We start from the raw sequence: 25,712 nt of genomic DNA on the forward strand, positions 1-25,712 counted from the left end.
TGCGACGCATTAGCCCGGAGACACACTATGATTGTTATCATCGATTTCGGATCCCAGTTCAACCAGCTCATCGCCCGGCGGGTGCGTGAATGCCGCGTATACTGCCAGATCGAGCCACCGACTGTCACCGCGGAACAGATTCGGTCCTGGGCACCCGAAGGCATTATCCTTTCCGGCGGCCCATCCAGCATCTACGAAAAGGACAGCCCCCGGGTGGACGCCGGCATTTTCGACCTTGGCATTCCGGTGCTGGGCATATGCTATGGCATGCATTTTATGGTGGACACCCTCGGTGGCAAAGTCAAGAAGGCCGACAAACGAGAATACGGTTTTGCCTCCCTGACCGCCAGGCAGCAAAAAGGGCTTTTTTCCGGCATCGGCAAAGAAACAGTCACCTGGATGAGCCACGGCGATTCCATCGACGGCCTTCCCAATGGCTTCTCCATCAGCGCATCGACTGCCAACACAAAAATTGCTGCAATGGCCAACACCCGTAAAAAGTTCTTCGGCGTCCAGTTTCACCCTGAAGTGGAGCATACCGCCAAAGGACGCAAAATGATCCACAACTTTCTTTTCGACATATGCGGCTGCAAAGCATCGTGGACCATGAAATCCTTTGCCAGGGACACCGTCAACCAGATCAGGGAAACTGTCGGTGACAAGAAAGTGATCCTGGGTCTTTCCGGCGGCGTGGACTCGTCCGTGACGGCCCTGCTGATTCACCAGGCCATCGGTAAAAATCTGACCTGCATCTTTGTGGATAACGGCTTGCTGCGCAAAGACGAGGCGGCCCAGCTGAAAGAGAAACTCAAAAGCCACCTGAAGATAAACATCCGCTTCGTCAAGGCGGCCTCCCGTTTTGTCAAAGCCCTTTCCAACGTGTCCGATCCGGAACGGAAACGCAAGATCATCGGCAAAGAGTTCATGGATGTATTCGAAGCCGAAGCCCTGAAAATAAAAGGTGCCGATTTTCTGGCCCAGGGCACCCTCTACCCGGATATCATCGAATCACGATCAGCTTTCGGCGGCCCCACGGCGGTGATCAAATCCCATCACAATGTGGGAGGGCTCCCGAAAAAAATGAAGCTCAAGCTAGTCGAACCCTTAAAGTATCTATTTAAGGATGAAGTGCGCAAACTCGGCAAAGCATTGGGGTTGGACGACGACCTGGTCTGGAGACAGCCGTTTCCCGGACCGGGGCTGGCCATCCGGGTGATCGGAGAGATCACTAAAAAGCGTCTGGATGTGCTGCGGGAAGTGGATGCCGTGCTGCAGGAGGAGATTCGCGCATACGGATACTATCGCAAACTCTGGCAATCTTTTGCCGTATTGCTGCCGATTAAAAGCGTCGGTATCATGGGTGACGGCCGGACGTATGAAAACATCGTCGCCATCCGGGCAGTCACCAGCAAAGATGCCATGACCGCCGACTGGGCCAAACTCCCCCACCGGTTGCTGGGCAGGATTTCAAACCGGATCATCAACGAAGTCCGGGGCGTCAACCGCGTCGTATACGACATCAGTTCCAAACCACCTAGCACCATCGAATGGGAATAGCACATCATGAGCCAAAAAGACGATACCTCCCGGTTCACCATCCGCGATGAGGAAGCGGAGCCTGATGCGATATTTCTCTCGGATGCAGAAAATCTGCGTATCGAGAAGCTGAGCACCCGGGTCACCCTGGTGGCCGTGCTGATTCCCTGCCTGTTGGTGGTAGTTCTGGCCATCGCCTATCTGGACATAAAAAGCCGGGTCGTCAACACCCAGCATTCCGGTTCCATGGGCGTCCAGAATCTGTCCAAGGATCTTGAATCCCGGTTTTCCAACCTCTCCCTCAAGCAGGCCAGGATGGAGGAGCAACTCACCGAAATGTCCAAAGCGTTAGAAACCGGCGTTGCTGCTGTGCAGGTCAATTTGCAGAAAGCCATCACCGAACTTAAACGGATCACTGATGACAAAGCCGACCGATCCGCCTTGACCGCGTTGACCGCCGCAACCCAGAAATCGGATGCGTCCGTTGCCGCCCTGCAGAAGGAGATGGCAGACCTGAACACCGCCTTCAGCAAGTTCGACGAGGAGTTGGCCGACCAAATCCTGCTGATGGCGCAGGGCCTGAAAAAAGATCAGGGGCGGCTTGCCGCCATCGAAGAGAAAACCCAGCGCCTTGAATCGGAAAAACTGAGCAAGGGGTCCATGGAACTGGCACTGGGTCTCGAGCGGTTGGGTCTCCAGGAGATGGTCAAGGACCGAATTCGTGAAGTGGAGAATAAACTGGCTGGTCTCAGCAAGCAGATCGAGGCGTTGAACCAGCGACTGGATGCGCAGGCGAAAAAATCATCAGGCTCATCGGCGACGGGCGCAGCCACGGCGGCCTCACCTAAACTCTCGCCGACCCCGTCCCTCCCCCCCGGCTCCACGGGTATCGTCGAACAGACAATCAACTGACCTGGAAAGAGCTCTGGATCGCGGCCGTCTCTATTGAACCCGGGGACGATCTTCGTTCGCCGTTGGGCTTACACCTGACATCAACTGCACGTTGATCCGCGATAGCGAGCGCTAACCCCGCAGCTTGCCTCGCGGAATGTCCAATTTTAGCCCCACGTACCAAACGCCCAGTCAGCACAGCCCCATGCCCGCCATCTTCTCTTCGATGCGCCGGATGTCGGCCGGCAGGTCCACTTCAGGCGAATCATACGGCGTCACCACCACCCGAATACGGTATCCGTGCTCCATGGCACGAAGCTGTTCGAGCTTTTCGATCTCTTCCAGGTGCCCGGGAGGGAGCCCTCGAAAGCACGCGAGGAATTCTTGGGTATAGGCATAAACACCCAAGTGTTTATAGGTTTGGAAGATGTTCGACCCGTCGCGGTCATAGGGAATAGTCGCCCTCGAAAAATAGAGCGCATCACCCTTGTTGTCGAAAGTGACCTTGACATCCTTCGGGTCGGTGATTTCACGCCTGTCCACGATGGCAAAGGCCAGTGTGCTCATCTTTACCGCCGGGTCTTCGTAAAACGGTTTTACCACGGCGTCAAAGCATCGCGGATCCACCAGGGGCTGGTCTCCCTGGATATTGACCACGATGTCCCCCGGGTTCAGACCGAGCCGTTCGGCGGCTTCGGCCACCCGGTCGGTGCCGGAGCGGCATTTGGAGGAAGTCATGACGACATTACCGCCAAACCGGTCGACTGCGTCCCGGATTCTGCTGTCATCGGTGGCCACGTGGACAGATTCGATGGATTTGGCCTGCGTGGCCCGTTCGCAGACCCACTGGATCATGGGCTTGCCGCAGATGTTGGCCAGCGGTTTGCCATCAAATCGAATGGAGCCGTAGCGCGATGGGATGATCACCACTACCCGCATTTAGAGATCCCTTTTCAGAACACCGTTAATATCCACACGACCATAACGGCAAAATGAATCGCCTGTCATGGTCATTCCTGAACCCGCTGTCGGCAAATGACCGGAAGGGGTCGTCAGGCGACAGGCGCTATTTTTCCCATCCCCCTATCAGGTGCAGGTGGAGATGAAAGATCACCTGTCCGCCGCCTTTCTCTACATTGAATAGAAGCTTGTACCCGGAGACATCCACCTTCTCCTTTTTAGCCATCTGTCTGGCGGTCACGATCATTTTGGCCAGAATCTCATTATCCGATTCGGTAAGATCGTTGATGCTGCGGATGTGCCTTTTGGGAACGATCAAGAGATGGACGGGGGCGTGAGGGTTGATGTCACGGAAAACCACTAAATCGTCATTTTCGAACAGCATGTCGGTTCCCATCTGGCCTTGTGAAATTTTACAGAAAAGGCAATCTTTTTCCATGGACGGCGCCTCCTGTGGCTCCCCCATCGCCCGTCCTTTCAAGCGATGAAGAAAATCGGGTGGGTGGTCAGCGGACTCTGAATGGTCTGTTCCTACCGGTTCAGCGGTAACCTTGTCAAGCAGACATTAACCAATGACGATCCGCTTTTATTCAGCAGACAACCATTCGCCAGAAGGGACGAAATCCCTGAAATTCATTGCTTAAGTTTTAAATGGGGCTGCCGATATGAAATTACAGCGAAACGGGCTCTCGGCCCTGCCCTGAGTGCACCGCAAGTAAGGCATCAAGTTCTGATTTGAGGCCTGATTTTACCCAAGCCCATGCGGAAACGGATTGAAGCAACCAAAACCATGAACATCCTGATTGCAGACGACGACCCCGTCACCTTGAAGATTCTGGCATCACGCCTTGGCGCGTGGGACCACACGGTACATCAGGCTGCCGACGGCAATGCGGCCTGGGAAACCATTTGCGGCACGCCCGTGGATATGGTCATCAGCGACTGGATGATGCCTGGCATGGACGGGCTCGAGTTGTGCCGCCGGATCCGGGAGATACACGAATCCGGCTATATTTACCTGATACTGATCAGCGCCCAGGATTCCAAGGCGGATATCGTGCGCGGCCTGGAAAGCGGCGTCGACGATTATATCACCAAGCCCATCGACATGGACGCCCTGCACGCCAGAGTTGAAATCGGCGTGCGTATCGTCAACCTGGAGCGGACGCTCAACCGTAAGATAGAGATCATTACCGCCAACCACATCCAGACCATCCGCATGTTCTCCCGAATGATGGAAGTGGTGGATGACGACCTGGGGGGACACTGCCGCCGGACAGCCGGCCTGGCCGTCAAACTGGCCGGTCTGCATCCCAGCGTGGGCGATGCGGAAATTCCCATCATCGAAACGGCGGCCCTGCTGCACGACATCGGCATGGTGGGCATTCCCAAGCCAATCTTAAACAAGCGCCGCACGGAAATGGTTGAAAACGAGCGCCAGCTGTACCAATCCCACGCGGCCATGGGTGCCCGCATCATCGGAGAGATAGAGATCATGAAGCCGGCAGCCCTGCTGGTGCGCATGCACCACGAACAATACAACGGCAAGGGGTTCCCCGATGGACTGGCCGGCGATGATATCCCAGTCGGGGCGCAACTCATTTCGGCCGCCTCTATTTACGACAACATGATCCACAAAGGCAAGATCGCCCTCGACGGCATTGCTGAACGCCTGCAACAGATCCGGAACTACCAATTGTCACCCGAGGTGGTGGCGTTACTGCTTGAAATCAACGTGGCGCAGCAACACGAGCTGGCACGCAAGACGGCGGAGGAACGGGAACTGGACGACTTGAAGACCGGGATGGTGATAGCAGCCAACGTACGCATGAAAACCGGGGCCTTTGTCATGGCCGCCGACACTGAGTTGGACGACTACAGTATCGACAAACTTAAACATTTCAACAACATTGGTGCCATCTCCAACAAGGTGCTGATTCGTAAATCTACTGTGAGGCGCTAAATGGATCTTGCAACCATCATCGGTCTGGTCAGCGGCAGCGTACTGATTCTGGTTTCCATCGTCATCGGCGGCAGCGCCCTGGTTTTCATCAATATCCCCGGCCTGCTTATCGTTGTCGGCGGCACTTTTGCATCCACCTTCATCAAATTCACCATGTCCGATGTCATCGGCTCGATCAGCGTGGCCATGAAAGCCTTCCTGGTAAAAATGGAAGCACCCGAAAACATAATCAAAGAGATGGTGGAATTCACCCGTATCGCTAAAAAAGAGGGGCTCATCGCCCTGGAAAAGGAGAATCCTTCAGATGCCTTTTCCGTCAAGGCGTTGCGATACCTGTCCGACGGCTATGACGAAGGTCTGATCGCCGATATGCTCCACAAGGATATCCGCCTGATGGGTCAGCGGCACACCACCGGCCAGAATGTGTTCAAAGGGATGGGCGATTCCGCGCCGGCATTCGGTATGGTGGGAACGCTCATCGGCCTGGTTCAGATGCTCTCCTCCATGTCGGACCCGGCAAGCATCGGACCGTCCATGGCGGTGGCGCTGTTGACCACCTTGTACGGCGCCGTCATCGCCAATCTCATCGCCCTGCCCCTTGCCGACAAATTGGCCCTACGAAGCGAACAGGAGCGCTTAAACAAAAGCATCATCCTGGAGGCGGCCATTGCCATCAACCGCGGCGTCTCCCCCATGGTGCTGGAGGAATCCCTCAAGATTTTTCTCTCCCCCAAGGAACGGCAGCTGGCTGAAGCCGAGAACGCCAAAACCGAATAGCAGGTGATCGATGCGCAACGACATCCAGGAATGTCCGCCATGTGATAAAGGCGCCCCCAAATGGGTGACCACCTTTGGCGATCTGATGAGTCTGCTGCTCTGCTTTTTCGTGCTGCTGCTCTCCTTTTCCGAAATCGATCGCCAAAAATACAAGGTGGTCGCCGGATCCATGGAAAAAGCCTTTGGCATGCAGCGCAAAAAAAATGTTTCCGAATCGCCGCGCCACGGCCTGAAGATGATTGCCAAGGACTTTGACCAGGAAGCGATTGCCACACGGGTGAAAGAATTTATCGGCCGGGAGCTGGAAGAGAATTTCGATGAGCTCTATGGGAGAATCGAGGACGACATCGAAATCGAGGCCAAGAAGGACCAGTTGATCATCCGCATGATGGGAGAGAGCACTTTTGATTCGGGAAAAGCCGAGATCAAGACGGAACTGAAACCCATGATCCTTCGAATCGGCCAGATCTTGTCAAGCGAGACCGCCGGCGACATCGTCATAGCCGGCCATACCGACAATGTACCCGTCAGGGGCGGCCCGTTTCAATCCAACCTCAAACTCTCCATCGCCCGGGCCGCCACTGTCGCCCAGTTCCTGCTGGACCAGACCGCCATCGACCCCCAGCGACTGTCGACAATGGGTTTTGGTGAATACCGACCCATTGCGCAGAACGACCTTGAAGCGGGCCGGCGCAAAAATCGACGGGTGGAAATCATCGTTGGCACCATTCCCCGCCGCGAAGGCATGGCCGCTTACGGGAGCACCCCCCAACTGCAATAGGCGTTGATTCGTCGTCAGGATCGATACCCGAAAAATAGATTGGCAATCGGTTGGGTTTTGAGCTTGCGGCGTCTGGGGACATATCCGTCGCACTCTGGACCCGCTTTAACCGGCGAAGCGGTGGAAAAGGAGGGAAAGACAAAGGGTTTCCGAGGATTGACCGCCTCGTCGCGTCCGGCCGGCCAGCAACGTTTCCAGACGCCTATCGGAGAAAATCAACCAGCGTGGGTTGAATGACCCTGGCGGATGTCGCCAACAGCACTTCGTAAGCGGTCTGCTGCACCTGCATCTCAATGGCGGTCTGGGCAATATCGGCATCTTCCACATCCGACCGCATGGTTTCCACCGAATTGCCAAAACTGACCCAGTAATCGTTCGTGGCTTCCAGGCGCTTGTAGTCCGAGGCGAGCCCACTTCTTGTAATTTGAATCCGGTCCCCAATGCGTGCCAGCGGGTCGACGGCGGCCCGTATCGCCACCGGGTCGTCTGCAGTCAACGCCGCTTCCAGATCGTCAAGCACCTGAAACAGGTTGTCGACGCCATCGATAAACATCTGGCTGCCGTCTGCTTCTAGTTCCACTGTTATCCCCTCCCCGATGGTGACCCGGTGCAGGCCGCCGTCGCCGTTGTAGGCGTAGGTGGCCGAGTCGAAAGCCGGGATGTCGCTCAGGTGGCCGGAAAACAAGTGATTCTTTCCATATTTGCTGTTGGCCAAGCCCAGTGTCTGATCACGGATATCTTTGATCGCTTCTGCGAGGGGCGTTTTATCATCGGTACCGGGGTTGGATGCGATGCTCTTGGCCTCACGCAAAAAATCATGAATCTGTTCCAGGATGGTCTCCGTGTATTTTATCCGTGTCTGAGCATCGGTGATGTTTTCCCGATACTGGTCGATGGAATTGATGGTGGTCCGATAGCCCAAGACTTTTCCGATGCCGATGTGGTCATCCGAGGGTCGGTTGATCCGTTTGCCTGACGCCAACTTCAGCTGCGTCTTCGTCAGCTGGGTACTTTGCCTGGCCAGATTGGCTTTGATGTTGTCTGCCATGATTTTGGCGCTGATTCGCATGGGTTTCCTCCTGCCGGCGGTTATACCATCTCTATGAGGGTTTGGAGCATTTCATCGACGGTGTTGACCAGTTTGGCGGCAGCCGTGTATGCACTCTGGAACTGCACCATGTTCACCATCTCTTCATCCATGGAAACTCCCGAGACCTCCTCACGGTAGGTGGATAACTGCAGGGATATCATGGATTGATGGTCGCTGTTCACCTTGGCCTGGGAGACGTTCCTGCCCACGTCGCTGACCAGTGAATCGTAAAAATCATCGAAGGTTGCGGTTCCACCGGACATGGAGAGGCCGTGTTGGCGTTCACTGATGGCGATGGCATTGCCATTGCCGCCGGGCACCCCTTCCGTATTCAAGGCCGCCGCCAGCAGGTTTGAATCGCTGACCACGGCCGCATTCACGGCGATATCCGAGGCATCCGTACCGGTAAAAAAGTCAACCCCCGTGTCATCCGGCGGTGCCGCCATGGTAAGGCCGCTACTGTGGAGCGTGTTGACCGCGGTGATCATGGTTTGCGCCAAATCGTCCAACCGGACCAGATAATCCGGTATGGTGGTATCCCGCGCCTCGATCCACCCCTTCAATTTCCCGTCCGAGATATCGCTGGTGATATTCTGCTGGACACCGCTGCTGCTTTCCCAGAAAACGTCCTTGAACCCATTGGCATTCGGGACGGTGGCCAAATTCCAGGAATTGACGCGATCGACCAAGGTGTGGCCGTTGGTGGTAACGACCGTCAGATATCCATCGGCATCCTCGAAACTGTTGATGTTGATGAGACCCGAGAGTTCCTTGAGCTTGAGATCGCGCTGGTCCCTGAAATCATTGGCACTGTGATTGTTTCCGGCTTCGATTTCGGCGATCTTCAGATTGATTTCGGCCAGTTCACGGGTAAGCGTGTTGATATCATCGACTGCGCCGCCGATGCTGGTGTCGCTGTCTTTCTGGACCTGAGTGAGATCGCGCGCCAGTTTGTTGAACACCGCGGTCATGTTCTGGCTCTCTCCGATCAAGGTCACCCGTTCGGTATATCCGGATGGATTGTTGGACAACTGCTGCCAGGCGCCCCAGAATTGGCTCATGGCCTCGTTCAGGCCGTACCCGGAGACTTCATCGAACATCAGCTCGGCCTTTTCCAGGGTCTCCCCCTGTGCCTGCCAGCGTCCCTCCTTGGCGGCTGCATCGGTCAGTTGGGCGTTCAGGAACCGGTCGTAAACACGTTGAATGGTCCGGTTGGCCCTGACGCCGGTGCTCAAGGTTCCCCCCTCGTAGCGAACCGGTTCGTTCTGCTCCATATTGAGCCGCTGCCGGGAATAGCCTTCGGTGTTCACATTGGCGATGTTGTTGGCCGTGACGTCCAACGCCTTTTGCTGGGTGATCAGCGCCGTCCGCGCAACGTTCAACATGCCGTATATGATATTTGCCATGGCTTGTGCCTCTGCTAGTGGCTATCGATTTTCAGTTCGCTCGTTAACCCCGCTACAAGCGACGGGGAATGCGCTCGCTGTCGCGGTTCAAACGTTTCCACAAATGAATCGTCCCCCGCCGGCATGGAAACCGGGTGAAAGCTGATGAGTCCCCGGTTTTTGATAAACCGGGCTGTCTTCGAACAGATGGGTCAGCAGTTTCAACGATCCTTTGATCAGATCGAGAAAGTGGTTGATCATCATCTGGTTGTGCTTGTTTTTCTCATGCACATCAGCGATGATCGATCGCAGTCGATTGGCACGGTCCAGCAGATGTTGCCGGGTCGGAGGCTCGACCCGATGGGCCAGATGGCTGATGGTCATTGATGTTCCATCGGTCTGGTAGGTTTCCGACAATCGACCGACCAGCATGTTTCTTTTTTCTTCCAGCCGTTGGAGCTTGACTACCAGGCGTTCCTTTGCATCCTGAACCTGGTCGAAAGGTTCTTTTTTCGAAAAAGAAATCGAATTTTCTTCATCGACCAGGACCCGTTGCATGTCCCGGTAACTGGCTGCCTCTTGATCCAGTATGTCCACCAGTTCGATTATCATCGTGTTCATGGTATTGTCCCGTGGGTTGCGGTCATGCTTCGATATCGATGTGTTTCAGCACGTGGTTGTTTTCAAGGGTTTCGTTGATCATGTTCACTGCGATGCGATGGCCTTTTACGCGGTATGTTCCTTCTTCAAGCTGTCGTTTGAGCTGCATTACCCGTTCTTCTCGGATTTCGGGCAGAAAATGCGCCTGTTCGGCGGCGGCCTTGAATTCGCGGCCTCTTTCAGTGAGCCTGACCGTATCTTTTTCCGCTGTCTTGCTCTGCCCTCCGCGCAATTCCGTTGCCGGGTGCAGCACCTCTTCGGCGGATAGGTGCTGTGCGGATGGGGCCGGTAGAGGGTTTTTCTCGGGAATTTCCATCTAAGATCTCCTGATGCGCGCTAATCTCATTTTCAATGGTGTGCGATCTTGATCCGGTTTCCCTTGTTATCGGCACCTTACGGCGACGGCTTTAGTTTTTCCATTCGTCGGCGGTCCCTATCGTTTCATTATAACAATTATTTAGTTTCTTTGAGCTGATTGAAAATCATGCGTGAAATGCCGATGCCGCCGTTTTGCGCCATGTTTCCGGCAATCTGCTCATCCATCATGCCGGTAAAAATCTCTTGGGCCATGGATGGGGGAAAGAGGGTCGATTCAGGGACCGTCGCTCTCATTTCACGAATCATGAAATTGAGCAGCAGGGATTCGAACTGCATGCTGGCATTTTCGAGATCAGCTTCCGAGTGTCCGTCGCGCCTCATCGTCGACTCGGCGGAACCCAGCGTTTTGTCGGCACTGGACGCATGCAGCTGGAACATCGCGGAATCCATCGCCATCGGATTGACATCGGCCATCAGATCACCTCCAAATCCGCCTGAAGCGCACCGGCCGCCTTGATTGCCTGGAATATGGCGATCAGGTCCCTGGGGGTAACCCCCAAGGCATTCAGTGCGTTGACCACCTCACCGATACTCACCCCCTTGGGAACGACAATCAGCTGATTGGCATCCTCCTGGACATTGATCTGGGTATTGGGCGAAGCAACCGTCTGTCCGTCGGAGAAGGGCAGCGGCTGAGAAACATCAAGGTTCTCTTTGACAACGATGCTCAGGTTTCCGTGGGCAATGGCGATGGTCGAAATGCGAACTTGATCGCCCATAACCACCGTGCCGGTCCGTTCATTGATCACCACCTTGGCGTCATTGTCCGGCTGCACCTCGAGCGAGCTCAAGGAAGCCAACAGCGGAATCGTGTTTCCCTTGTACTGGTCCGGGATCCTGATCTCGATGGTGCCGGCATCCCTAGCATGCGCAACCGAGTCATCAAATTGGGTGTTGATCACATCGACGACCCGGGCGGCCGTATTGACATCGGGATTGTGCAGGCTGAACTGCAGGATGTCGCTGTTGCTGAAATCGTTGGGGACCTCCCGTTCGATAATGGCGCCGGACAGAACCCGACCCACGGTGGGGAAGTTTTTGACCACCGTGGATGCCGTGCCGCCGGCGCCGAATCCACCGGTGTTCACCGGACCCTGTGCCACCGCGTATATGTTGCCGTCGATGCCTTTAAGGGGAGTCAGCATCAGCGTTCCACCTTGAAGGTTGCTGGCATCGCCGATCGAGCTGACCAGCACGTCGATGCGGTTTCCCCGTTTGGCAAATGGCGGCAGCTTGGCTGTCACCATAACCGCGGCGACATTTTTAACCTGAATGTCTTTCTGGTCGACGGTCACACCCATCTTTTCCAGCATGGAAGACATGGATTGAAGCGTGAACGTGGCCTTTTTCCCGTCGCCGGACCCGTCCAGCCCCACCACGAGACCATAGCCCACCAGTTGGTTCATGCGGACCCCGTTGATCTCGGCAATGTCCTTGAGCCTGGCCGCAGCGGCATCGCCATGCCCACCCATACCGATGACAAGCACCATGCCGATCACAATTTTACGTATGTTAGTCATTGGCTTTTGTCCTTGGGTTAAAAGGGCCATACCGTCATAAAGATAGTAGTCAGCCAACCGGGTTTTTGCCGGTCATTCACCACACCGGTGCCGCTGTATGATATCCTGGCGTCGGCGATGTAGGTGGAAAGCACCTGGTTGTCCGCATCGATATCGCGCGGTCGCACCACACCGGAAAGTTGGATGATCTGGTTTTCCCTGTTGATCAACACTTCCCGCGTCCCGGTGACGACCAAATTGCCGTTGGGCAGCACCTGGGTCACCAATGCGGTGATGTAGGCATTCAGGTCTCCGCTGCGTTTGGTCGTGCCATTGCCTTGGAAGTCACTTTCCATACCGCCGGCCACCTTGGCGAAGGGGTTGAAAAACGGTTGATCGGCCGGAAACCGTTTTTCTGCATTGAAGAAAGCATCCACACTGGCGCTCAGGGAAGACGAACGGTCCGTGGCTGTGCTGGCCTTGTTGGTGGCCGCCGACGATTCAGCGATTTTTATGGTAACGATGTCACCCACGGTTCGGGCCTTCTGGTCGGCAAACATGGAGACCAATGGCGCGTTCTCCCGCCATATGGAGCCATCCGGCTGGGATTGGGGGGCGGCTGCCAATGGTGATGGCAAGGCCGACTGCTGGCTGGGTACATAGCTGGGGACTTTGGACTGCAGGGGTTTGCCCAGTCCGGAAAACCCATTGGCACAGCCTGCCAGCGCGATCCCCGCAACAAGAAGGATCACCGACGCCCCTGATCGGCGGGCAGCGTCAGCGATGAATGGATAGACCATGATACACCTCGCTAAAAGTTCACTTCAACCGCACCCGGTCCGGTGACCCGGGCCGTGATGATGCGGTTGGAATCCGTATTGACCACCCGGACCATCTCACCTTTGCCCCCCTGTTGTTTGACCACGCCGGTAGCAGTAATGATCATCGGTCCGGAGTTGGCGACGATCTTGACGATGTCACCTCTTCTGACCAGAGGCGGTGAGGCAAACATGCTCGATTGGAGAACGGTGTGGGGATAGATCATCCGCGTGGTCCGATTTCCAATGGCGTCTTCGATCCGGCTGACCGTTTCCGACGACAGATCCGAAATATCGCGGCGCTCAACCGACAGGTCGGCCAGCTGGATATAGGCATGCTTTCCCAGGGGTCGGATCACGGTGACCACATCCGCCATGACGGAAATGGTCGCATTGACCCAGACCTTTCGCACCGGTTCGCCGTCGACCAAAAGGTGCAGCGCCACAATCGTGCGGCCCAGGTAGTCTTCGTTGCGGGAAGGCTCGATCCGGTATGACAGTCGCCCCGTGGGAAGCTGGATGGTTTCATCCAATTCAACCTCGCTGATGGTCACATCTTCGTTTCTCCATGGCATCCGGCTGCGAATCGCCATTTCAACCGCATGCTGTATGCGCTGGATGGGCAACACGGCTGCCTGGCGGGTCACCTTTACATCCGAAGGGCCTTTGAAAATCATCGAGGATGTATCGATCCCGGCCTGTTTGAGACGAATGCGGATATAGTCGACGCCAACGAACCGGGTCTGACCGGGCTGAGGGGAACTGGCCACGATGGTCGAACCGACCGCCTTCACCCGGCTTTGCGATGGGCCGGTCACCGTGGCGATGTCGGACAGGCGAACCGAATCTTGTTCGACCTGAGCCGCTGCCTTGAGTGTGAGACAGGTGCCGTCCGCGCAGAACGCCGCCGGCGCAAGCATAGACACCGCAACCATGACCAGAAGACATGCACCCGGTTTTGCCAGCTTGAAGGATCGTTTAATTCCCAATGTCATCGTGGGGCCTATCTTCTCAGGTTGGTGGCCGTCTGGAGCATATCATCGGAGGCCTGAATGGTCTTGCTGTTGGTTTCGTAGGCCCGTTGGGCCACGATCATGTTGACCATCTCATCCACCACGCTCACGTTGGACAACTCCAGGTACCCCTGTGCAAGGGTGCCGTACCCGTCCTCGCCCGGTGTCCCGGTGGTCGCATCTCCCGATGACGCCGACGGAACGTAAAGATTCCTGCCGATGCTCCTCAACCCCGCCGGGTTCACAAAGCTGGCCAGTTCAATATTGCCGATTTCCGAGGGCTGGTTCTCGCCGGCCAGAAGGACGGACACCGTGCCGTCGGTCCCGATGGAAACGGCGACGGCATCGACCGGGATGGTCAGCTCCGGCTCCATGGGAAACCCGTCCGAGGTCACCACCCGGCCGTCGCTGTCCAGCTTGAAGGTGCCCGCCCGGGTATACCCGGTTTCGCCGTTGGGCTGGATGACCTGAAAGAATCCGCCGCCTTCGATGGCCATGTCCAATTGATTCTGGGTGTGGTTGAACTCCCCCTGGGTGAACATCTTCTGGGTGGCGGCGGGGCGCACGCCGTGCCCCACCTGGATGCCGGTGGGCACTTGGGTGTCTGCCGAGGACGATACACCCGGCGATCGGAGTGTCTGGTAAAGCAGATCCTGGAAATCGGCCCGGCTTTTCTTGAATCCGGAGGTGCCGACATTGGCCAGGTTGTTTGAAATCACATCGATGTTCAATGTCTGAGCCTGCATTCCCGTGGCCGCGGACCATAGACTCCTGATCATGGTTTCCTCCTTTGGGGTCGCTTCACTGGCAGGGGCGCTGCGGCGATCGTTCGATCGGCAGCAGGTGCCTTGTCAGTTCATCGGTTATATGGTTTTGCCCACATCGTTAATGCTCTTGGATGTGGCTTCATCTGCGCTTTGGATCACTTTCTGGTAGGCTTCAAAGGCCCGCGAGGTTTCGATCATCTCGGTCATGGCCCTTACCGGGTTGACGTTGGCCGACTCCAGGTATCCCTGGCTCAAGGTGGTGTTTTCCGGTCGTTCACCCACCGTCGTTTCTTCCGATCCGACAAATCGTCCGTTACCGGCCTTTTTCAGTGTCTCGCTGTTGTTGATATCGGTGATCTGCAACCGGCCCACCTCGTCACCGTCCTGGTAAACGGCGCCTTGAAGGTCGATTTCGACGGTACCTTCCTCCAGGGTTATTTCACCGCCCTCGCCCATCACCGGATAACCGTCCGGTGTAATCAGCACGCCATTGCTATCCAGCGTGAAATTGCCCTGGCGGGTGTACTGAACACCGTCGGGCGTCTGGATTGAGAAAAAACCGCTGCCGTTAATGGCCACATCCAACGGGTTGCCGGTCTGTCGAATCGCCCCTTGGCTGAAATCAATGACAGTGGCAAACGGCGGCGCATAAGGCGATAGGGGTTGAACCCCTTCAATGGAAGTCTCAACGGTCTGCGGTTCGGTCTCTTGCGGGATCTGGAAAATGGATCGATCGCCTTTATAGCCGTTGGTACTGATATTGGCCACATTGTTGGATAGCACCTCCAGTCGCAATTGCTGAACCAGGGCGCCGGCTGCGGCAAGGTACATTCCACCACTCATCGGATTGACTCCTGAAGGGTTGTATTGGGTTTATTCATATCTGACAGGTTTTTTGCAACCTGTATGCCACAAGCCCGCACTTTCCGGAGATTCCCTGTTTTTGCCCGTTCACTTTACCGGATCACAAGCTGAACCGCCAAAAAACCAAAAACCGGTAGGCAACGGTTGCCTAACCGGTCTTTTTTTCCTGTTCGTTAAAAATACGCCAAACGTCCGGTCAGGAAGCACTCAGCCGCATCACCATGGAAATTTCAGCTTCGGGCAATTGCAGCTGGCGGGCAATCGTCGCCACCGCGAGCCCTTCGCGGGCCATGGGCAGGATCTGGTCATAGGACGAATGACCACCGGTCGAGACCGGCATTGCTTCTGCATGAAATGCATCAACGGCATCGTTCATCGACGGTTTTCTGACGACACCGCCCAGTTTTTGTCGTTCCTGCTGGATGGTACGAGCCAGTGCAGCCAGTACGGAATCGGTTTTCTGGGCCATCAGGAACATGAGCGCCTGATGATGGATATCATGATCCGGGCAGGTGCCATCGACTATTGCGCGATCCAGCCCGCCGGTCGTTTGAGAGCTTTTTCTGGAAATGCATCGTTTTATGGTCCAGAACCCGATCAGCAGTACGGTGACGCCAATGCCCCAAATTTCATAGCTGACATCTAACATGTTCACCTCTTTTCCTTCCATCAATGTTGTCGTTGATGCAAGTCGGCGGGTATCGCTCCCGGTCAATCCTCAAGCAACCCCTCCCGGCGCAATTTGCTTCTCAAATGAATGATGGCCTGGGCGTGGATCTGTGAAACCCGGGATTCGGTGATGTCCATCACTTTGCCGATTTCCTTCATGGTCAACTCCTCGGAATAATAAAGAGAGACGACAAGTTTCTCCTTCTCCGGCAGCAAGTCGATGTTTTGGGCGATAGCCGACTTGATTTCTTTCATCGTAGTCATGGACAGCGCATCATCGGCATCACCATATGCCAGGGAACTGGCAATTGTCGCCGTGTCGCTTCGCGATGCCTGCCCGACCTCCTCGAAGCTGACGAAAGAGATGCTGGACATCCGCTTGACTTTATAAAACTGTTCCAGGTCCATGTTCAGCTCTTCGGCAACCTCCTCGTCAGCCACATCCCGACCCAGTTTCTGTTCCAGCTTCAGATAGGCCTTCTCCAGATCCCGGATCTTTCTTCGTGTGGTACGACCCAGAAAATCGCGCGATCGCAGTTCGCTCAAAACGGCTCCCTTGATCCGAAAGACGGCGTAGGTGATGAATTTATTGTCCCGGGTCGGATCGTACCGCTCGATGGCCTGAATCAATCCGATAATTCCCACGTTGATCAGGTCGTCCACTTCGATGGTGGCCGGCAGATGAACCGCGATCCGATTCACGATCCGCTTCACGTAGGGAAGGTATTCGTTGATAATCTGATTTCGCAGCAAATGGCTGTCTTTTCCGAAATGTTCTTCTCGTGATTGCGCCAGATCCATATTTTTGCTCCAGGTATAGGAATTCTTCCGTTTTGCATTACGTCCACCCCCCCCGGATTGAAAGGAAGGAGGATTCCAGGGACTGGGTTCAGACCTGTTGAGTCATGATGATTGCCATTTCAAGATGCAGGGTCAAACGATATCCCGCCAGATCAGGGGTCTATTTTCCGGGCGGGGAATCATCGGTTGACACCGAACGAGCTTATGGGCCAGTTCGGCGAAGTTTCGGCTCGCCTGGGTCATGGGGGCCATCTCGCTGACGACTTTCTGTTTACGAACACCGGCTTTCACCTTGTCGTCCACCAATACGTTCCCGAAATATTCGATGGAGACGTCCAGAAAACGATTGGCCACCAGGCAGAGCTGCCGGCTGACGTCATCCGCTTCTTTTGCATTATTTGCCAGGTTGACGATCAGGCGGAAATGCTTTTCCTGATATTTGACGGAAAGGATCTTCATCAATGCATATGCATCGGTGATTGAAGTCGGCTCAGGAGTGACAACCACCATGATCTCACTGGCGGAGGCGTTGAAATAGAGCACATTGGAGGAAATACCGGCGGCGGTATCAATCAACACGATATCGTAGTCGGACAAGAGGGTGTTCAAATCATTGAATATCCCCAGCTTCTGAGTCGGTGTCAACTTGGTCAGTTCCTGAATCCCAGACGAGGCGGGCAATATCTTTAAATTGCCCGGCCCGCTGATGATGATTTCAGACAATTTCTTCCTGCCGTCGACCACGTGAGACAAATTGAACTGGGGCGTGAGCCCCAAAAGCACATCCAGGTTTCCCAGGCCCAGATCCGCATCGAAGATGAGCACCCGTTGGCCCGATTTACACAGGGTATATCCTAAGTTGGCAACGATATTGGTTTTGCCGACGCCACCCTTGCCGCTGGTGATGGCGATGACCCTGGCCGGTGACGGCGGCGCGGCACCTTTTTTCGCCATGGACTGCCTCTGTCTTCTTTTCTGGTTCAGGCTGATGATCTGTCCGGTCTTCTCATAGTTTGGCATTACGTTTAGTTCTCCCAGATTACATGGCACGCGAACGCTGATAACCAAAGCCTTCCGCCACCGATTTTTTGATCATGCTGATATCGCAGCATGCCCGGCACGGTTTGAAGCCTTCGTCCATGGCTTGTTCAATGTCGTTGAACGCGGTAATATTCTCCGCGTTGATCCGTTTGACCGACTTGCAGGCGGGATGATGAAACAGTTCTGAATTGCGATTGGCCAGATAGTGGACTGAATCGCCGCTCGCCTCGCTGTTGGCGGAAGCGGTTTTTTTCGGACCTCGGTTTCTGGAAAAAAGGGTCACCTGCCCACCGGCGGGCTCACCAAGCGAAGAAAGCCCGCCCGGCCCGACGGCCGTATATTCATGAAAGCCATCGGACAGGTCCACCCCGTCGCCATAAAAGCAAGACAAAAGGCCACCTTTCTTGACCATATTCAATCCGACGGTCTCATCGACATGCGCATCCACGTGGGTGAGGAGCAAACGATTCGCCCCCAGGGACAAAAAGGTCGCCACGCAGTCCTCGAACACGTCGTCACGGACGGTTGCATTGGCCACCAGATGGACCTCGTCCGGTTCAGCGATTCGCAGCAGCGAACCGATCTCATCCATCATGGATGAATCCTTGCCGCTCATACCCGGGGTGTCGATCAGGACCACATCGACGTCCGCCATGCCGGCTAACGCCGACTGCAGCTGCTCGGTGTCATGGACGATGCTGAGCGGCAGGTTCATGATGCCCGCTACCCTCGCCAGCATTCCGTTTGCCCCGATTCGAAAGCGATCGAGACTGACCAGCCCGGTCCGTTTCTTTTCGACCACCCGGCAATGCCATGCCAGTTTGGCCACTGTGGTGGTTTTTCCCGCGCCGCACGGCCCCACCAGCGCAATGACTTTCCGCGCTGCCGTGTCCCGATAAAAGGGTTCGGCGACCAGCGGACTGCGCGGCGTGTTTCGAAACGAAACTGCCTTTGTCCTCCCCCCTGCCCCGCCGCCGTGCACAGTGGCCGGGTCAGCATTGACTGCTTTCTGAAGCGATGCCTGCGCCTGCATCGCCCCGCTTCCATCGTGGGACGGGGGCGGGTATTGCGGAGCCGGTTGCTGGTGCGAAATTGACCGGAATTGGCGGCCCAATGGCATATGGGCCGGGGGTGTTGACGACAGGGAAACGCGATCCGTCTCCACATCCGAATTCAGGTGTTCGGTCAGCATGCCTGAAAAGTCGTTGCCTTTCCGGGCTTCGTCCACCGGGTAATCGGTGGCAGCGGTAATTTCGACACGCTTTTTTCTCAAGGCGCTGAAAAACCCACCCGGTCGAACTTCTTTGGCCGACAGTATCACGGCATCGTCGCCAAACTCGCGTTTAACCAAACGAAGGGCGTCTGCCATATCAGCCGCTTCAAAGCGCTTAATCTGCATCGGAGGCCTCCACGGTTCCCACTATTTGTATCTTGGCGCTGCTGACGATCTCATCATAGGAAAGCACTGCCAGTCCGGGAATGAAACGGTCGGCCAATTTTTTAAAATGGCTCCGGATCTGGGCTGAGCAGACGAGCAGTGGCTGGACGCCCAAGGATTTATAATCCTCCATCTTTATGCTCAGGTCGTCCATGATGCTTTTAGCTAAGGCGGGATCGATGGCCAGGAAAGCTCCCTGATCGGTCTGTTGAAGCGACTCCGCGACCTTTTTCTCACACCGTTGATCCAAGGTGAGCACATGCAGCCTGCCATCGTCCGCCTGATAAAAGCTGGTAATGGTCCTGGCAAGGGCCTGACGCACGTGCTCGGTCAGGATTTCCAGTTTTTTGGTGGTGGGGGTCCAATCTGCCAGGGTCTCCAGGATAGTAAGCAGATCCCGAACGGGAACCTGTTCCTGCAGCAGATTCTGGATCACCCGGACCACACCTCCCAAAGACATCAGATTGGGGACCAGTTCTTCCACCACCTTGGGGTGGCTGCCCTTGATGATGTCGAGCATTTTCTGGACTTCCTGCCGCCCCACCAACTCGTGCGCATGGCGGCGGATCACATCGGAAAGATGGGTGGTCATGATCGTGGCCAGGTCCACTACCGTATATCCTTTTGAATTGGCATCCTCACGGGCCGCCGGGTTGATCCAGAAGGCCTCCAGTCCATAGGTCGGTTCCCGGGTGGCAATGCCGCTGATCTTCGCATCGGCTTTACCCGAATTCATGGCCAGCAGATGGTTGATCATCAGGTCACCGCTGGCGACTTCGATGCCCTTGAGCAATATGGAATAGGCGCCAGGTTTGAGTTTCATGTTATCCTGGATGTGAATCGACGGCACCACGATGCCGATCTCCTGGGCGATTTGCCGCCGAATGGATTTGATGCGCTCGAGCAGTTCACCATCCTGTTCGACATCCACCAGCGGAATAAGGCCATAACCGACCTCAAGGGCCAGCACATCGATGGGCGGCAGGGGCTTGAAGGTTTCCGGCGGTTTATCCTCGGCCGTTTTAGTTTTTTGCAGGGCGATTTCACGTTCATTTTCCTGTTTGGCCCGCTCGGTTTGAAACACCAGATAGGCAACCAATCCGGCCGTAGCGGATAAAATCAAAAACGGAAGGGTCGGCATCCCGGGAACCAGCCCGAAACCGAACAGGATAACCGAAGCGACAACGAAAGCCCGGGGTTGAACCAGCAGCTGGCTTCCGATTTCAAGTCCCAGATTTTTTTCGGCACCGGCCCGGCTCACCACGATGCCGGCAGCGGTGGAGATAATCAGCGCAGGGATCTGGCTCACCAATCCATCACCCACGGTGAGCAGGGTGTAGGTCTGGGCGGCATCGACAAAATTCATGTCCTTTTGGAATACACCAATGGCCAGGCCTGCCAGGATATTGACAAAGGTAATGATAATGCCGGCAATGGCATCGCCACGCACAAACTTGTTGGCACCATCCATGGCGCCGTAATATTCAGCCTCACGGCTGATTTGACCCCGGCGCTCACGCGCCTGGGCTTCATCGATAAGGCCGGCGTTCAGATCGGCATCGATGCTCATCTGCTTTCCGGGCATGGCGTCCAGGGTGAAGCGGGCGGCCACTTCGGCGATTCTGCCGGCCCCTTTGGTGATCACCATGAAGTTGATCACCACCAGGATGACAAAAACGATAAATCCAACCAGATAGTTGCCGCCGACCACGAAATTGCCAAAAGCCATGATCACCTTGCCGGCGGCATGGGTGCCCTCGTTGCCATGCAGCAGAATCATTCTCGTGGATGCCACGTTCAAGGATAGCCGGAACAGCGTGGACAGCAACAACAGCGACGGAAAGGAGGACAGATCCAGTGGTTTAAGGATGTACATGCCCACCAGGAGAATGATCAGGGACAACGTGATATTGAAGGAGAGGAACAGGTCGAGCAGCATTGCCGGAATGGGAATGACCATGACCATCAGAATGGACATGGCGGCAAATCCCATCAGCACATCGGAATTGTTGGTGACAAAGGCGAACCGGCTCAAATGCTGTTTGCGTTCAACAAGTTCCATGATGCGGTATGGCGCTCCTGTATAGCTGAAAAGTGGTAATGCAACTTGGAAATAGCACATTCCATGCCTAATCCGACCCTATCGATACTTTCTACCGGCGGTTGACCCGGACCGAACCGAACCTTTCGTTTATACAATAAATTTCATCTTGTTAATTTTTTGCGATACATATCGATCTTGGCGCTCACCGATGAATGCCGGCATGCGTATCAGTAAAGCGTCAATTTATTGTCCCGGATAGACGAATGTATCGATGGGGGATGCAGGGTGGGCAGCAGATCGACGCCGGCGTCGATCGAATTCCATCATCCAAAGGTGATCAGGAGTTGACCAGGCCTTTGAGGCGATAGACATAGGCAAGGATTTCGGCGATGGCCCGGTATAGTTCCGCAGGAACGAAGTCGCCGATCTCCGTAGATTTGAACATGGTTCGAGCCAGCGGTTTGTTTTCCACCAGGGGGATGTCATTTTCCATGGCAAGGGCTTTAATCTTCTGGGCGACGAAACCGGCGCCCTTGGCCACGACGGTGGGCGCATGCATCCCTTCTTCGTATTTCAGCGCAATGGCCAAATGGGTGGGGTTGGTAATGACCACAGTGGCTTCGGGCACCGCCTCCATCATCCGCCGCCGGGCCATCTCCCGCTGGACGGATCGAATCCGGGCCTTTACTGACGGGTCACCTTCACGCTGCTTGTGTTCATCCTTGACCTCCTGTTTGGTCATTTTCAAATCCTGCTGGTGTTGCCATTTGGTGTAGGCAAAATCAAGAACAGCCATGAGAAAGAGAACCATGCAGGTATACAAACATATCTGGAATGACACCTGACCGATAAACTGGATGATGTTGCCGATGCTCAACTGCATGAGGCCGGGAATCTGATCCACATATCGATGGATGACGACATAGGCGACACCACTGATAATGACGAGCTTAAGGATCGATTTGGCCAGTTCCACCAGCGATCTGAGCGAAACCAACTTCTTGAGGCCGCTGATGGGATTGAGTTTGGCCAGGTTGGGTGACAGTTTTTCCCCGGTAAAGAGGAATCCGAATTGGGCGACGTTGCCAAGAACCGCGGCAGTCATGACCGCCAGCATGAGCGGGATCAAGACGACGATGCCACTGAGAAAGATTTCCCCAAACAGGGTATGCATGGTTTCGGGCATCAAGCTCAGGGTTCCGGCACGTTGATACATGGCGCGCATGACCTCTGTGAGCCGCCCGAGCATCCATGAACCGGCAAAAAAGAGAACGCCGAGGCTACCGGAGAGGATCATCACGGAAGGAACCTCCCGGCTTTGGGCCACATTGCCCTTTTGGCGGGCATCGGCAAGCTTCTTGCCGGTGGGTTGTTCGGTTTTGTCCTGACTCTGCTCACCGGCCATGGGTCACCTCACCGGAGCCATCAACCGAATCAGGTCAAACAGGGTCACCCGATAGGATGAAAAGAGATCAATCAAGAAAGCCGTCAGGTAAGGGCTGACAATCAGCATGAAAACCAGCCCGATGACGATTTTCATCGGCATGGCCACGATGAAGATATGAATCTGGGGAACGGTTCTGGCCACCATTCCCAGGGCCACGCTGACCATCAGCATGACCGCAATCAGGGGGGATCCGACTTTAATGGCCACGACAAACATGTTTGCGGCCAGCCGCATCATCATTCCCACCAACTGCGGACTGATCTGCATGGACAGGGGCGGAAGGATGCGATAGCTGTCCACCAGTGCCGAAAAGAACATGTGGTGGGCGTTAATCGCTAAAAATACAAGCATCGCCGTCAAATTGTAGAATTGGGCCAGAATCGGGATCTGGGCGCTGGTGGCCGGGTCGACCACATTGGCCACGGCGAATCCCATCTGGTAGCCGACGATCTGCCCGGCCAGTTGAATGCCGGCGAACAGCAGCTTCACCGAAAGCCCGATGGTCACGCCAATGGCGATTTCCGAGAGGACACCGATGACAAAGGTCATCAGGCTCAGATCCCTTACGGTAACTATCGTATCCACCGCAGGGAGCAACAGAATGCTGACCGCAATGGCCAGCCCCGCTTTGAATACGGCGGGAATGGCGGGAGTATCCAGAACCGGTGCACTGAAAACGATGGCGGCCACCCTAAGAAAAATCAGCATCACGCCGTAAAAGGCGTCAACGGGGATGTTAAGCGTCGCCATGGTTTCGTTCCATGATCATCGGATGTAGGTGGGCAGATTGATGAACAGGTTCTGGGTATAGCCGATGATGATTTTCAGCATCCAGGGGAAAAAAAACAGCAGGGCCAGCGCGACGCCCAACATTTTGGGTACAAACACCAGGGTCATTTCGTTGATCTGGGTGGCGGCCTGGAACATGCTCACCAGCACACCGGCGATAAGGCCCACCGCCAGCATGGGAGAGGCAAGATAGATGGCCGTTTTGATGGCCTGCATGAAAAAACCGGTGATGAATTCAGGGGTCATGGGAATACGCTCCTTCAGGCAAAGCTTTTTACGAGTGAGCCGACGATCAGGTGCCAACCGTCGGCAAGCACGAAAATCATCAGCTTGAAAGGCAAGGAGACCATAATGGGCGGCAGCATCATCATTCCCATGGAAAGCAGAACGCTGGCCACCACCATGTCGATGATCAAAAAAGGTACGTACAGCATGAAACCGATCTGAAAAGCCGTCTTCAACTCACTGATGATAAAAGATGGGATCAACACCGTGGTGGGAACCTCGCCGACATTGGCCGGACGCTGCATCTTGGCCACGTTGACCAGCAGGGCCAGATCCTTTTCCCGGGTCTGGGAAATCATGAAACTGCGTATCGGCCCCAACGCCCTTTCCAGAGCCTGTGTCTGATTGATTTCCTTGGCGATGAGGGGTTGGAGGGCCTCCTGATTCACCTGCTGCCAAACCGGGGCCATCACAAAAAAGGTCAGGAAGAGCGACAGGCCGATCACTACCTGGTTGGGCGGCAGTTGGTTGGTCCCCATGGCCTGGCGAAGCAGCGAGAAAACAATGGCAATACGGGTAAAGGAGGTCAGCATGATCAGGATCGATGGCGCCAGGGAGAGCACGGTCATCAGCAGGAACAACTGCATGACCACAGCCACCTGTCCCTGATCGCCATCCTGGTCCAGACCGATGCTGATCAGCGGTGCCGGCGCCTGCCCCCAGGCGCTGCCGGCCACGATGGCAAAACCAACCAGCATGACGGCCAGCAGGCCGAACAGGACCGCTGTTCTTTTTCCCCGGTGCCGTCCCCGGACCTGCCGCCGGCTGTAGGTCTTTATCACGAGGCGTCCTTTCTCTTGAATCCGTTGCCGATTTTTTTCAATCGTTCGGATAGTATCGGCGCGAAAGATGTCGGCCCAGCAGGCGGCGCCTCCTGCTGGACGATATCTTCGTCCAGCGTATCCAGCAAATTGATACGATCACCGGAAATGCCCAGCACCAAAACTTTTCCCGGCACGCGAACCAGCGAAATGCTCTTTTTAACACCCATGTAATGGCTTTCCAGAACCTGTATCCGTTTCCCGCCGGCGGCGCCCATTCGTTGGCGGGCAACCTTTCTGATCCCGTACAACAGGAAAAGAATCACCGCCAGCACCACGCCCAGCGAGGCGATCATTTTCAACCCGGCGGTAAGCATGTCAGGTGTCCCGTTCATCCCAGTTTCTCCACCCGTTCGACGGGGCTGATCACTTCGGTAAGACGAATGCCGTATTTTTTATTCACCACCACCACGTCGCCCTTGGCGACCAACCGGTTGTTGGCCAGTATTTCAAGGGTATCGCCGGCCTCCTTGGCCAATTCAATCACCGAGCCCTGGCCCAGTTTGAGCAGATCATTGATCAGCATCTTCGTTCTTCCGAGTTCGATGGTGATCTCCAAAGGGATGTCCAGCAGCAGGTCCAGGTTGTCACCTGTGCCTGCAATGCCTTTGGCACCGGTGCTGGAAAGCTCAGCCGTCCCGGCTGCTCCTGCCGGCGAACCCGCCGGGTTTCCTCCGGTGGCAACCCCGGACGGCACATGTTTCTTATTTTCTGCCATCGATTATCCCTTTCCCTGGTCCTGATCGATCACTTCGGTGATTTGAACGGCCTTGCTTCCCTTGACGACACCGGGCATCCCCAGATACTTGGGCACGCGCTCGATGTTGATCGTCACGTTGTTCTGGGGACCGGTGTTTAACCGAAGAATGTCATCGACTTCAAAATTTAAAATGTCCTCCACCGAATAGACGGTCTTTCCCAATTCAGCCACGATATTGACTTCCGTGCGCCCCAGCAGCTTGCGGATTTCATCGCCAAATGAACTGGCCCGGTCC

Annotated in this window: 29 protein-coding genes; 5 read left to right on the forward strand and 24 right to left on the reverse strand. The window is 55.4% G+C overall.

The features are described from left to right. Positions 1–27 precede the first annotated feature (27 nt). A complete protein-coding gene (gene guaA, locus ACZCED_RS07285) occupies positions 28–1,557 on the forward strand; it encodes a glutamine-hydrolyzing GMP synthase (RefSeq protein WP_464860512.1) in 1,530 nt (509 codons plus the stop codon). 6 nt (positions 1,558–1,563) lie between these two features. After that, a complete protein-coding gene (locus ACZCED_RS07290) occupies positions 1,564–2,448 on the forward strand; it encodes a hypothetical protein (RefSeq protein WP_464860513.1) in 885 nt (294 codons plus the stop codon). Between the two features lie 171 nt (positions 2,449–2,619). Here the strand turns inward: ACZCED_RS07290 and kdsB are convergent, their stop codons facing one another. Beyond that, positions 2,620–3,366, reverse strand: coding sequence for a 3-deoxy-manno-octulosonate cytidylyltransferase (gene kdsB, locus ACZCED_RS07295; protein WP_464860514.1), 747 nt, complete (start codon positions 3,364–3,366; stop codon positions 2,620–2,622). 127 nt (positions 3,367–3,493) lie between these two features. Then, positions 3,494–3,826, reverse strand: a complete 333-nt coding sequence (locus tag ACZCED_RS07300; RefSeq protein ID WP_464860515.1) for a histidine triad nucleotide-binding protein — start codon at positions 3,824–3,826, stop codon at positions 3,494–3,496. Positions 3,827–4,177: 351 nt separating this feature from the next. On the opposite strand from ACZCED_RS07300, the gene ACZCED_RS07305 reads away from it, so the two are divergent. From ACZCED_RS07305 to ACZCED_RS07315, 3 genes are read left to right on the forward strand one after another with little or no spacing between them, the layout of a single operon-like run. Continuing rightward, a complete protein-coding gene (locus ACZCED_RS07305; RefSeq protein ID WP_464860516.1) occupies positions 4,178–5,350 on the forward strand; it encodes a response regulator in 1,173 nt (390 codons plus the stop codon). Further along, a complete protein-coding gene (locus ACZCED_RS07310; protein ID WP_462969775.1) occupies positions 5,351–6,127 on the forward strand; it encodes a MotA/TolQ/ExbB proton channel family protein in 777 nt (258 codons plus the stop codon). Between the two features lie 10 nt (positions 6,128–6,137). Beyond that, positions 6,138–6,908 (forward strand): flagellar motor protein MotB, encoded by a 771-nt coding sequence (locus ACZCED_RS07315; protein ID WP_464860517.1) that lies wholly within the window; start codon positions 6,138–6,140, stop codon positions 6,906–6,908. 202 nt (positions 6,909–7,110) lie between these two features. Here ACZCED_RS07315 and flgL read toward each other — a convergent pair whose 3' ends face one another. The 22 genes from flgL to ACZCED_RS07425 form a co-directional block, all read right to left on the reverse strand. Beyond that, complete coding sequence (gene flgL / locus ACZCED_RS07320; RefSeq protein ID WP_464860518.1) at positions 7,111–7,977, reverse strand: flagellar hook-associated protein FlgL; 867 nt, start codon at positions 7,975–7,977, stop codon at positions 7,111–7,113. A gap of 20 nt (positions 7,978–7,997) precedes the next feature. Continuing rightward, positions 7,998–9,404 (reverse strand): flagellar hook-associated protein FlgK, encoded by a 1,407-nt coding sequence (gene flgK / locus ACZCED_RS07325; protein ID WP_464860519.1) that lies wholly within the window; start codon positions 9,402–9,404, stop codon positions 7,998–8,000. Positions 9,405–9,491: 87 nt separating this feature from the next. Then, positions 9,492–10,004, reverse strand: a complete 513-nt coding sequence (locus tag ACZCED_RS07330; protein WP_462969779.1) for a flagellar protein FlgN — start codon at positions 10,002–10,004, stop codon at positions 9,492–9,494. A gap of 22 nt (positions 10,005–10,026) precedes the next feature. After that, positions 10,027–10,359: a flagellar biosynthesis anti-sigma factor FlgM gene (flgM, locus tag ACZCED_RS07335; protein WP_462969780.1), complete on the reverse strand. Its 333-nt coding sequence runs from the start codon at positions 10,357–10,359 to the stop codon at positions 10,027–10,029. 137 nt (positions 10,360–10,496) lie between these two features. After that, complete coding sequence (locus tag ACZCED_RS07340) at positions 10,497–10,835, reverse strand: rod-binding protein (RefSeq protein WP_462969781.1); 339 nt, start codon at positions 10,833–10,835, stop codon at positions 10,497–10,499. Next, entirely contained in the window at positions 10,835–11,941 is a 1,107-nt protein-coding gene (flgI, locus tag ACZCED_RS07345) for a flagellar basal body P-ring protein FlgI (protein WP_462969782.1), read from the reverse strand. The genes ACZCED_RS07340 and flgI overlap by 1 nt, the downstream gene beginning before the upstream one ends. A 17-nt stretch (positions 11,942–11,958) precedes the next feature. Then, the gene (locus tag ACZCED_RS07350) at positions 11,959–12,720 is read right to left on the reverse strand and encodes a flagellar basal body L-ring protein FlgH (protein ID WP_462969783.1); all 762 of its coding nucleotides are present in this window, start codon (positions 12,718–12,720) and stop codon (positions 11,959–11,961) included. A gap of 11 nt (positions 12,721–12,731) precedes the next feature. Further along, positions 12,732–13,733, reverse strand: a complete 1,002-nt coding sequence (flgA, locus tag ACZCED_RS07355; protein WP_464860520.1) for a flagellar basal body P-ring formation chaperone FlgA — start codon at positions 13,731–13,733, stop codon at positions 12,732–12,734. An 8-nt stretch (positions 13,734–13,741) separates the two neighbouring features. Beyond that, positions 13,742–14,530 (reverse strand): flagellar basal-body rod protein FlgG, encoded by a 789-nt coding sequence (gene flgG, locus ACZCED_RS07360; protein WP_462969785.1) that lies wholly within the window; start codon positions 14,528–14,530, stop codon positions 13,742–13,744. Positions 14,531–14,614: 84 nt separating this feature from the next. Then, positions 14,615–15,361 (reverse strand): flagellar basal-body rod protein FlgF, encoded by a 747-nt coding sequence (flgF, locus tag ACZCED_RS07365; RefSeq protein ID WP_464860521.1) that lies wholly within the window; start codon positions 15,359–15,361, stop codon positions 14,615–14,617. 217 nt (positions 15,362–15,578) lie between these two features. Then, positions 15,579–16,052, reverse strand: coding sequence for a hypothetical protein (locus tag ACZCED_RS07370; protein WP_462969787.1), 474 nt, complete (start codon positions 16,050–16,052; stop codon positions 15,579–15,581). A gap of 41 nt (positions 16,053–16,093) precedes the next feature. Beyond that, on the reverse strand, positions 16,094–16,852 hold the full coding sequence (locus ACZCED_RS07375; RefSeq protein WP_462969788.1) for a FliA/WhiG family RNA polymerase sigma factor: 759 nt from the start codon (positions 16,850–16,852) through the stop codon (positions 16,094–16,096). 132 nt (positions 16,853–16,984) lie between these two features. Further along, positions 16,985–17,872: a MinD/ParA family protein gene (locus ACZCED_RS07380; RefSeq protein WP_462969789.1), complete on the reverse strand. Its 888-nt coding sequence runs from the start codon at positions 17,870–17,872 to the stop codon at positions 16,985–16,987. A gap of 19 nt (positions 17,873–17,891) precedes the next feature. After that, positions 17,892–19,292, reverse strand: a complete 1,401-nt coding sequence (locus tag ACZCED_RS07385; RefSeq protein WP_462969790.1) for an Ada metal-binding domain-containing protein — start codon at positions 19,290–19,292, stop codon at positions 17,892–17,894. Beyond that, positions 19,282–21,393, reverse strand: coding sequence for a flagellar biosynthesis protein FlhA (gene flhA / locus ACZCED_RS07390; RefSeq protein WP_462969791.1), 2,112 nt, complete (start codon positions 21,391–21,393; stop codon positions 19,282–19,284). Before flhA ends, ACZCED_RS07385 begins: the two co-directional genes overlap by 11 nt. Before the next feature lie 319 nt (positions 21,394–21,712). After that, complete coding sequence (gene flhB / locus ACZCED_RS07395) at positions 21,713–22,780, reverse strand: flagellar biosynthesis protein FlhB (RefSeq protein WP_462969792.1); 1,068 nt, start codon at positions 22,778–22,780, stop codon at positions 21,713–21,715. 3 nt (positions 22,781–22,783) lie between these two features. Further along, positions 22,784–23,572: a flagellar biosynthetic protein FliR gene (gene fliR, locus ACZCED_RS07400; RefSeq protein ID WP_464860522.1), complete on the reverse strand. Its 789-nt coding sequence runs from the start codon at positions 23,570–23,572 to the stop codon at positions 22,784–22,786. A gap of 15 nt (positions 23,573–23,587) precedes the next feature. Beyond that, positions 23,588–23,857 (reverse strand): flagellar biosynthesis protein FliQ, encoded by a 270-nt coding sequence (gene fliQ / locus ACZCED_RS07405; RefSeq protein ID WP_372679369.1) that lies wholly within the window; start codon positions 23,855–23,857, stop codon positions 23,588–23,590. 14 nt (positions 23,858–23,871) lie between these two features. After that, positions 23,872–24,678, reverse strand: coding sequence for a flagellar type III secretion system pore protein FliP (gene fliP, locus ACZCED_RS07410; RefSeq protein ID WP_464860523.1), 807 nt, complete (start codon positions 24,676–24,678; stop codon positions 23,872–23,874). Beyond that, on the reverse strand, positions 24,675–25,052 hold the full coding sequence (gene fliO, locus ACZCED_RS07415) for a flagellar biosynthetic protein FliO (protein WP_462969795.1): 378 nt from the start codon (positions 25,050–25,052) through the stop codon (positions 24,675–24,677). The genes fliP and fliO overlap by 4 nt, the downstream gene beginning before the upstream one ends. After that, positions 25,049–25,435, reverse strand: coding sequence for a flagellar motor switch protein FliN (gene fliN, locus ACZCED_RS07420; protein WP_462969796.1), 387 nt, complete (start codon positions 25,433–25,435; stop codon positions 25,049–25,051). The genes fliO and fliN overlap by 4 nt, the downstream gene beginning before the upstream one ends. 3 nt (positions 25,436–25,438) lie before the next feature. After that, positions 25,439–25,712, reverse strand: a 274-nt coding sequence (locus ACZCED_RS07425; RefSeq protein WP_464860524.1) for a FliM/FliN family flagellar motor switch protein, incomplete at its 5' end; no start/stop codon positions are given.

It is taken from the genome of Desulfosarcina sp. (assembly GCF_055467485.1).

Excerpts from the sequence above, each read along its gene's own strand:
- flhB (WP_462969792.1), bottom strand. The coding sequence starts at position 22,780 with ATGGCCGGTGAGCAGAGTCAGGACAAAACCGAACAACCCACCGGCAAG.
- fliR (WP_464860522.1), bottom strand. The coding sequence starts at position 23,572 with ATGGCGACGCTTAACATCCCCGTTGACGCCTTTTACGGCGTGATGCTG.
- ACZCED_RS07290 (WP_464860513.1), top strand. The coding sequence starts at position 1,564 with ATGAGCCAAAAAGACGATACCTCCCGGTTCACCATCCGCGATGAGGAA.
- flgF (WP_464860521.1), bottom strand. The coding sequence starts at position 15,361 with ATGAGTGGTGGAATGTACCTTGCCGCAGCCGGCGCCCTGGTTCAGCAA.
- ACZCED_RS07385 (WP_462969790.1), bottom strand. The coding sequence starts at position 19,292 with ATGCAGATTAAGCGCTTTGAAGCGGCTGATATGGCAGACGCCCTTCGT.
- flgL (WP_464860518.1), bottom strand. The coding sequence starts at position 7,977 with ATGCGAATCAGCGCCAAAATCATGGCAGACAACATCAAAGCCAATCTG.
- flgI (WP_462969782.1), bottom strand. The coding sequence starts at position 11,941 with ATGACTAACATACGTAAAATTGTGATCGGCATGGTGCTTGTCATCGGT.
- ACZCED_RS07310 (WP_462969775.1), top strand. The coding sequence starts at position 5,351 with ATGGATCTTGCAACCATCATCGGTCTGGTCAGCGGCAGCGTACTGATT.
- flgG (WP_462969785.1), bottom strand. The coding sequence starts at position 14,530 with ATGATCAGGAGTCTATGGTCCGCGGCCACGGGAATGCAGGCTCAGACA.
- flgK (WP_464860519.1), bottom strand. The coding sequence starts at position 9,404 with ATGGCAAATATCATATACGGCATGTTGAACGTTGCGCGGACGGCGCTG.
- ACZCED_RS07375 (WP_462969788.1), bottom strand. The coding sequence starts at position 16,852 with ATGGATCTGGCGCAATCACGAGAAGAACATTTCGGAAAAGACAGCCAT.
- ACZCED_RS07340 (WP_462969781.1), bottom strand. The coding sequence starts at position 10,835 with ATGGCCGATGTCAATCCGATGGCGATGGATTCCGCGATGTTCCAGCTG.
- flhA (WP_462969791.1), bottom strand. The coding sequence starts at position 21,393 with ATGGAACTTGTTGAACGCAAACAGCATTTGAGCCGGTTCGCCTTTGTC.
- fliN (WP_462969796.1), bottom strand. The coding sequence starts at position 25,435 with ATGGCAGAAAATAAGAAACATGTGCCGTCCGGGGTTGCCACCGGAGGA.
- ACZCED_RS07370 (WP_462969787.1), bottom strand. The coding sequence starts at position 16,052 with ATGGAAGGAAAAGAGGTGAACATGTTAGATGTCAGCTATGAAATTTGG.
- ACZCED_RS07350 (WP_462969783.1), bottom strand. The coding sequence starts at position 12,720 with ATGGTCTATCCATTCATCGCTGACGCTGCCCGCCGATCAGGGGCGTCG.
- ACZCED_RS07300 (WP_464860515.1), bottom strand. The coding sequence starts at position 3,826 with ATGGAAAAAGATTGCCTTTTCTGTAAAATTTCACAAGGCCAGATGGGA.
- kdsB (WP_464860514.1), bottom strand. The coding sequence starts at position 3,366 with ATGCGGGTAGTGGTGATCATCCCATCGCGCTACGGCTCCATTCGATTT.
- flgA (WP_464860520.1), bottom strand. The coding sequence starts at position 13,733 with ATGACATTGGGAATTAAACGATCCTTCAAGCTGGCAAAACCGGGTGCA.
- fliQ (WP_372679369.1), bottom strand. The coding sequence starts at position 23,857 with ATGACCCCTGAATTCATCACCGGTTTTTTCATGCAGGCCATCAAAACG.
- fliO (WP_462969795.1), bottom strand. The coding sequence starts at position 25,052 with ATGAACGGGACACCTGACATGCTTACCGCCGGGTTGAAAATGATCGCC.
- guaA (WP_464860512.1), top strand. The coding sequence starts at position 28 with ATGATTGTTATCATCGATTTCGGATCCCAGTTCAACCAGCTCATCGCC.
- ACZCED_RS07305 (WP_464860516.1), top strand. The coding sequence starts at position 4,178 with ATGAACATCCTGATTGCAGACGACGACCCCGTCACCTTGAAGATTCTG.
- ACZCED_RS07380 (WP_462969789.1), bottom strand. The coding sequence starts at position 17,872 with ATGCCAAACTATGAGAAGACCGGACAGATCATCAGCCTGAACCAGAAA.
- flgM (WP_462969780.1), bottom strand. The coding sequence starts at position 10,359 with ATGGAAATTCCCGAGAAAAACCCTCTACCGGCCCCATCCGCACAGCAC.
- ACZCED_RS07315 (WP_464860517.1), top strand. The coding sequence starts at position 6,138 with ATGCGCAACGACATCCAGGAATGTCCGCCATGTGATAAAGGCGCCCCC.
- ACZCED_RS07330 (WP_462969779.1), bottom strand. The coding sequence starts at position 10,004 with ATGAACACGATGATAATCGAACTGGTGGACATACTGGATCAAGAGGCA.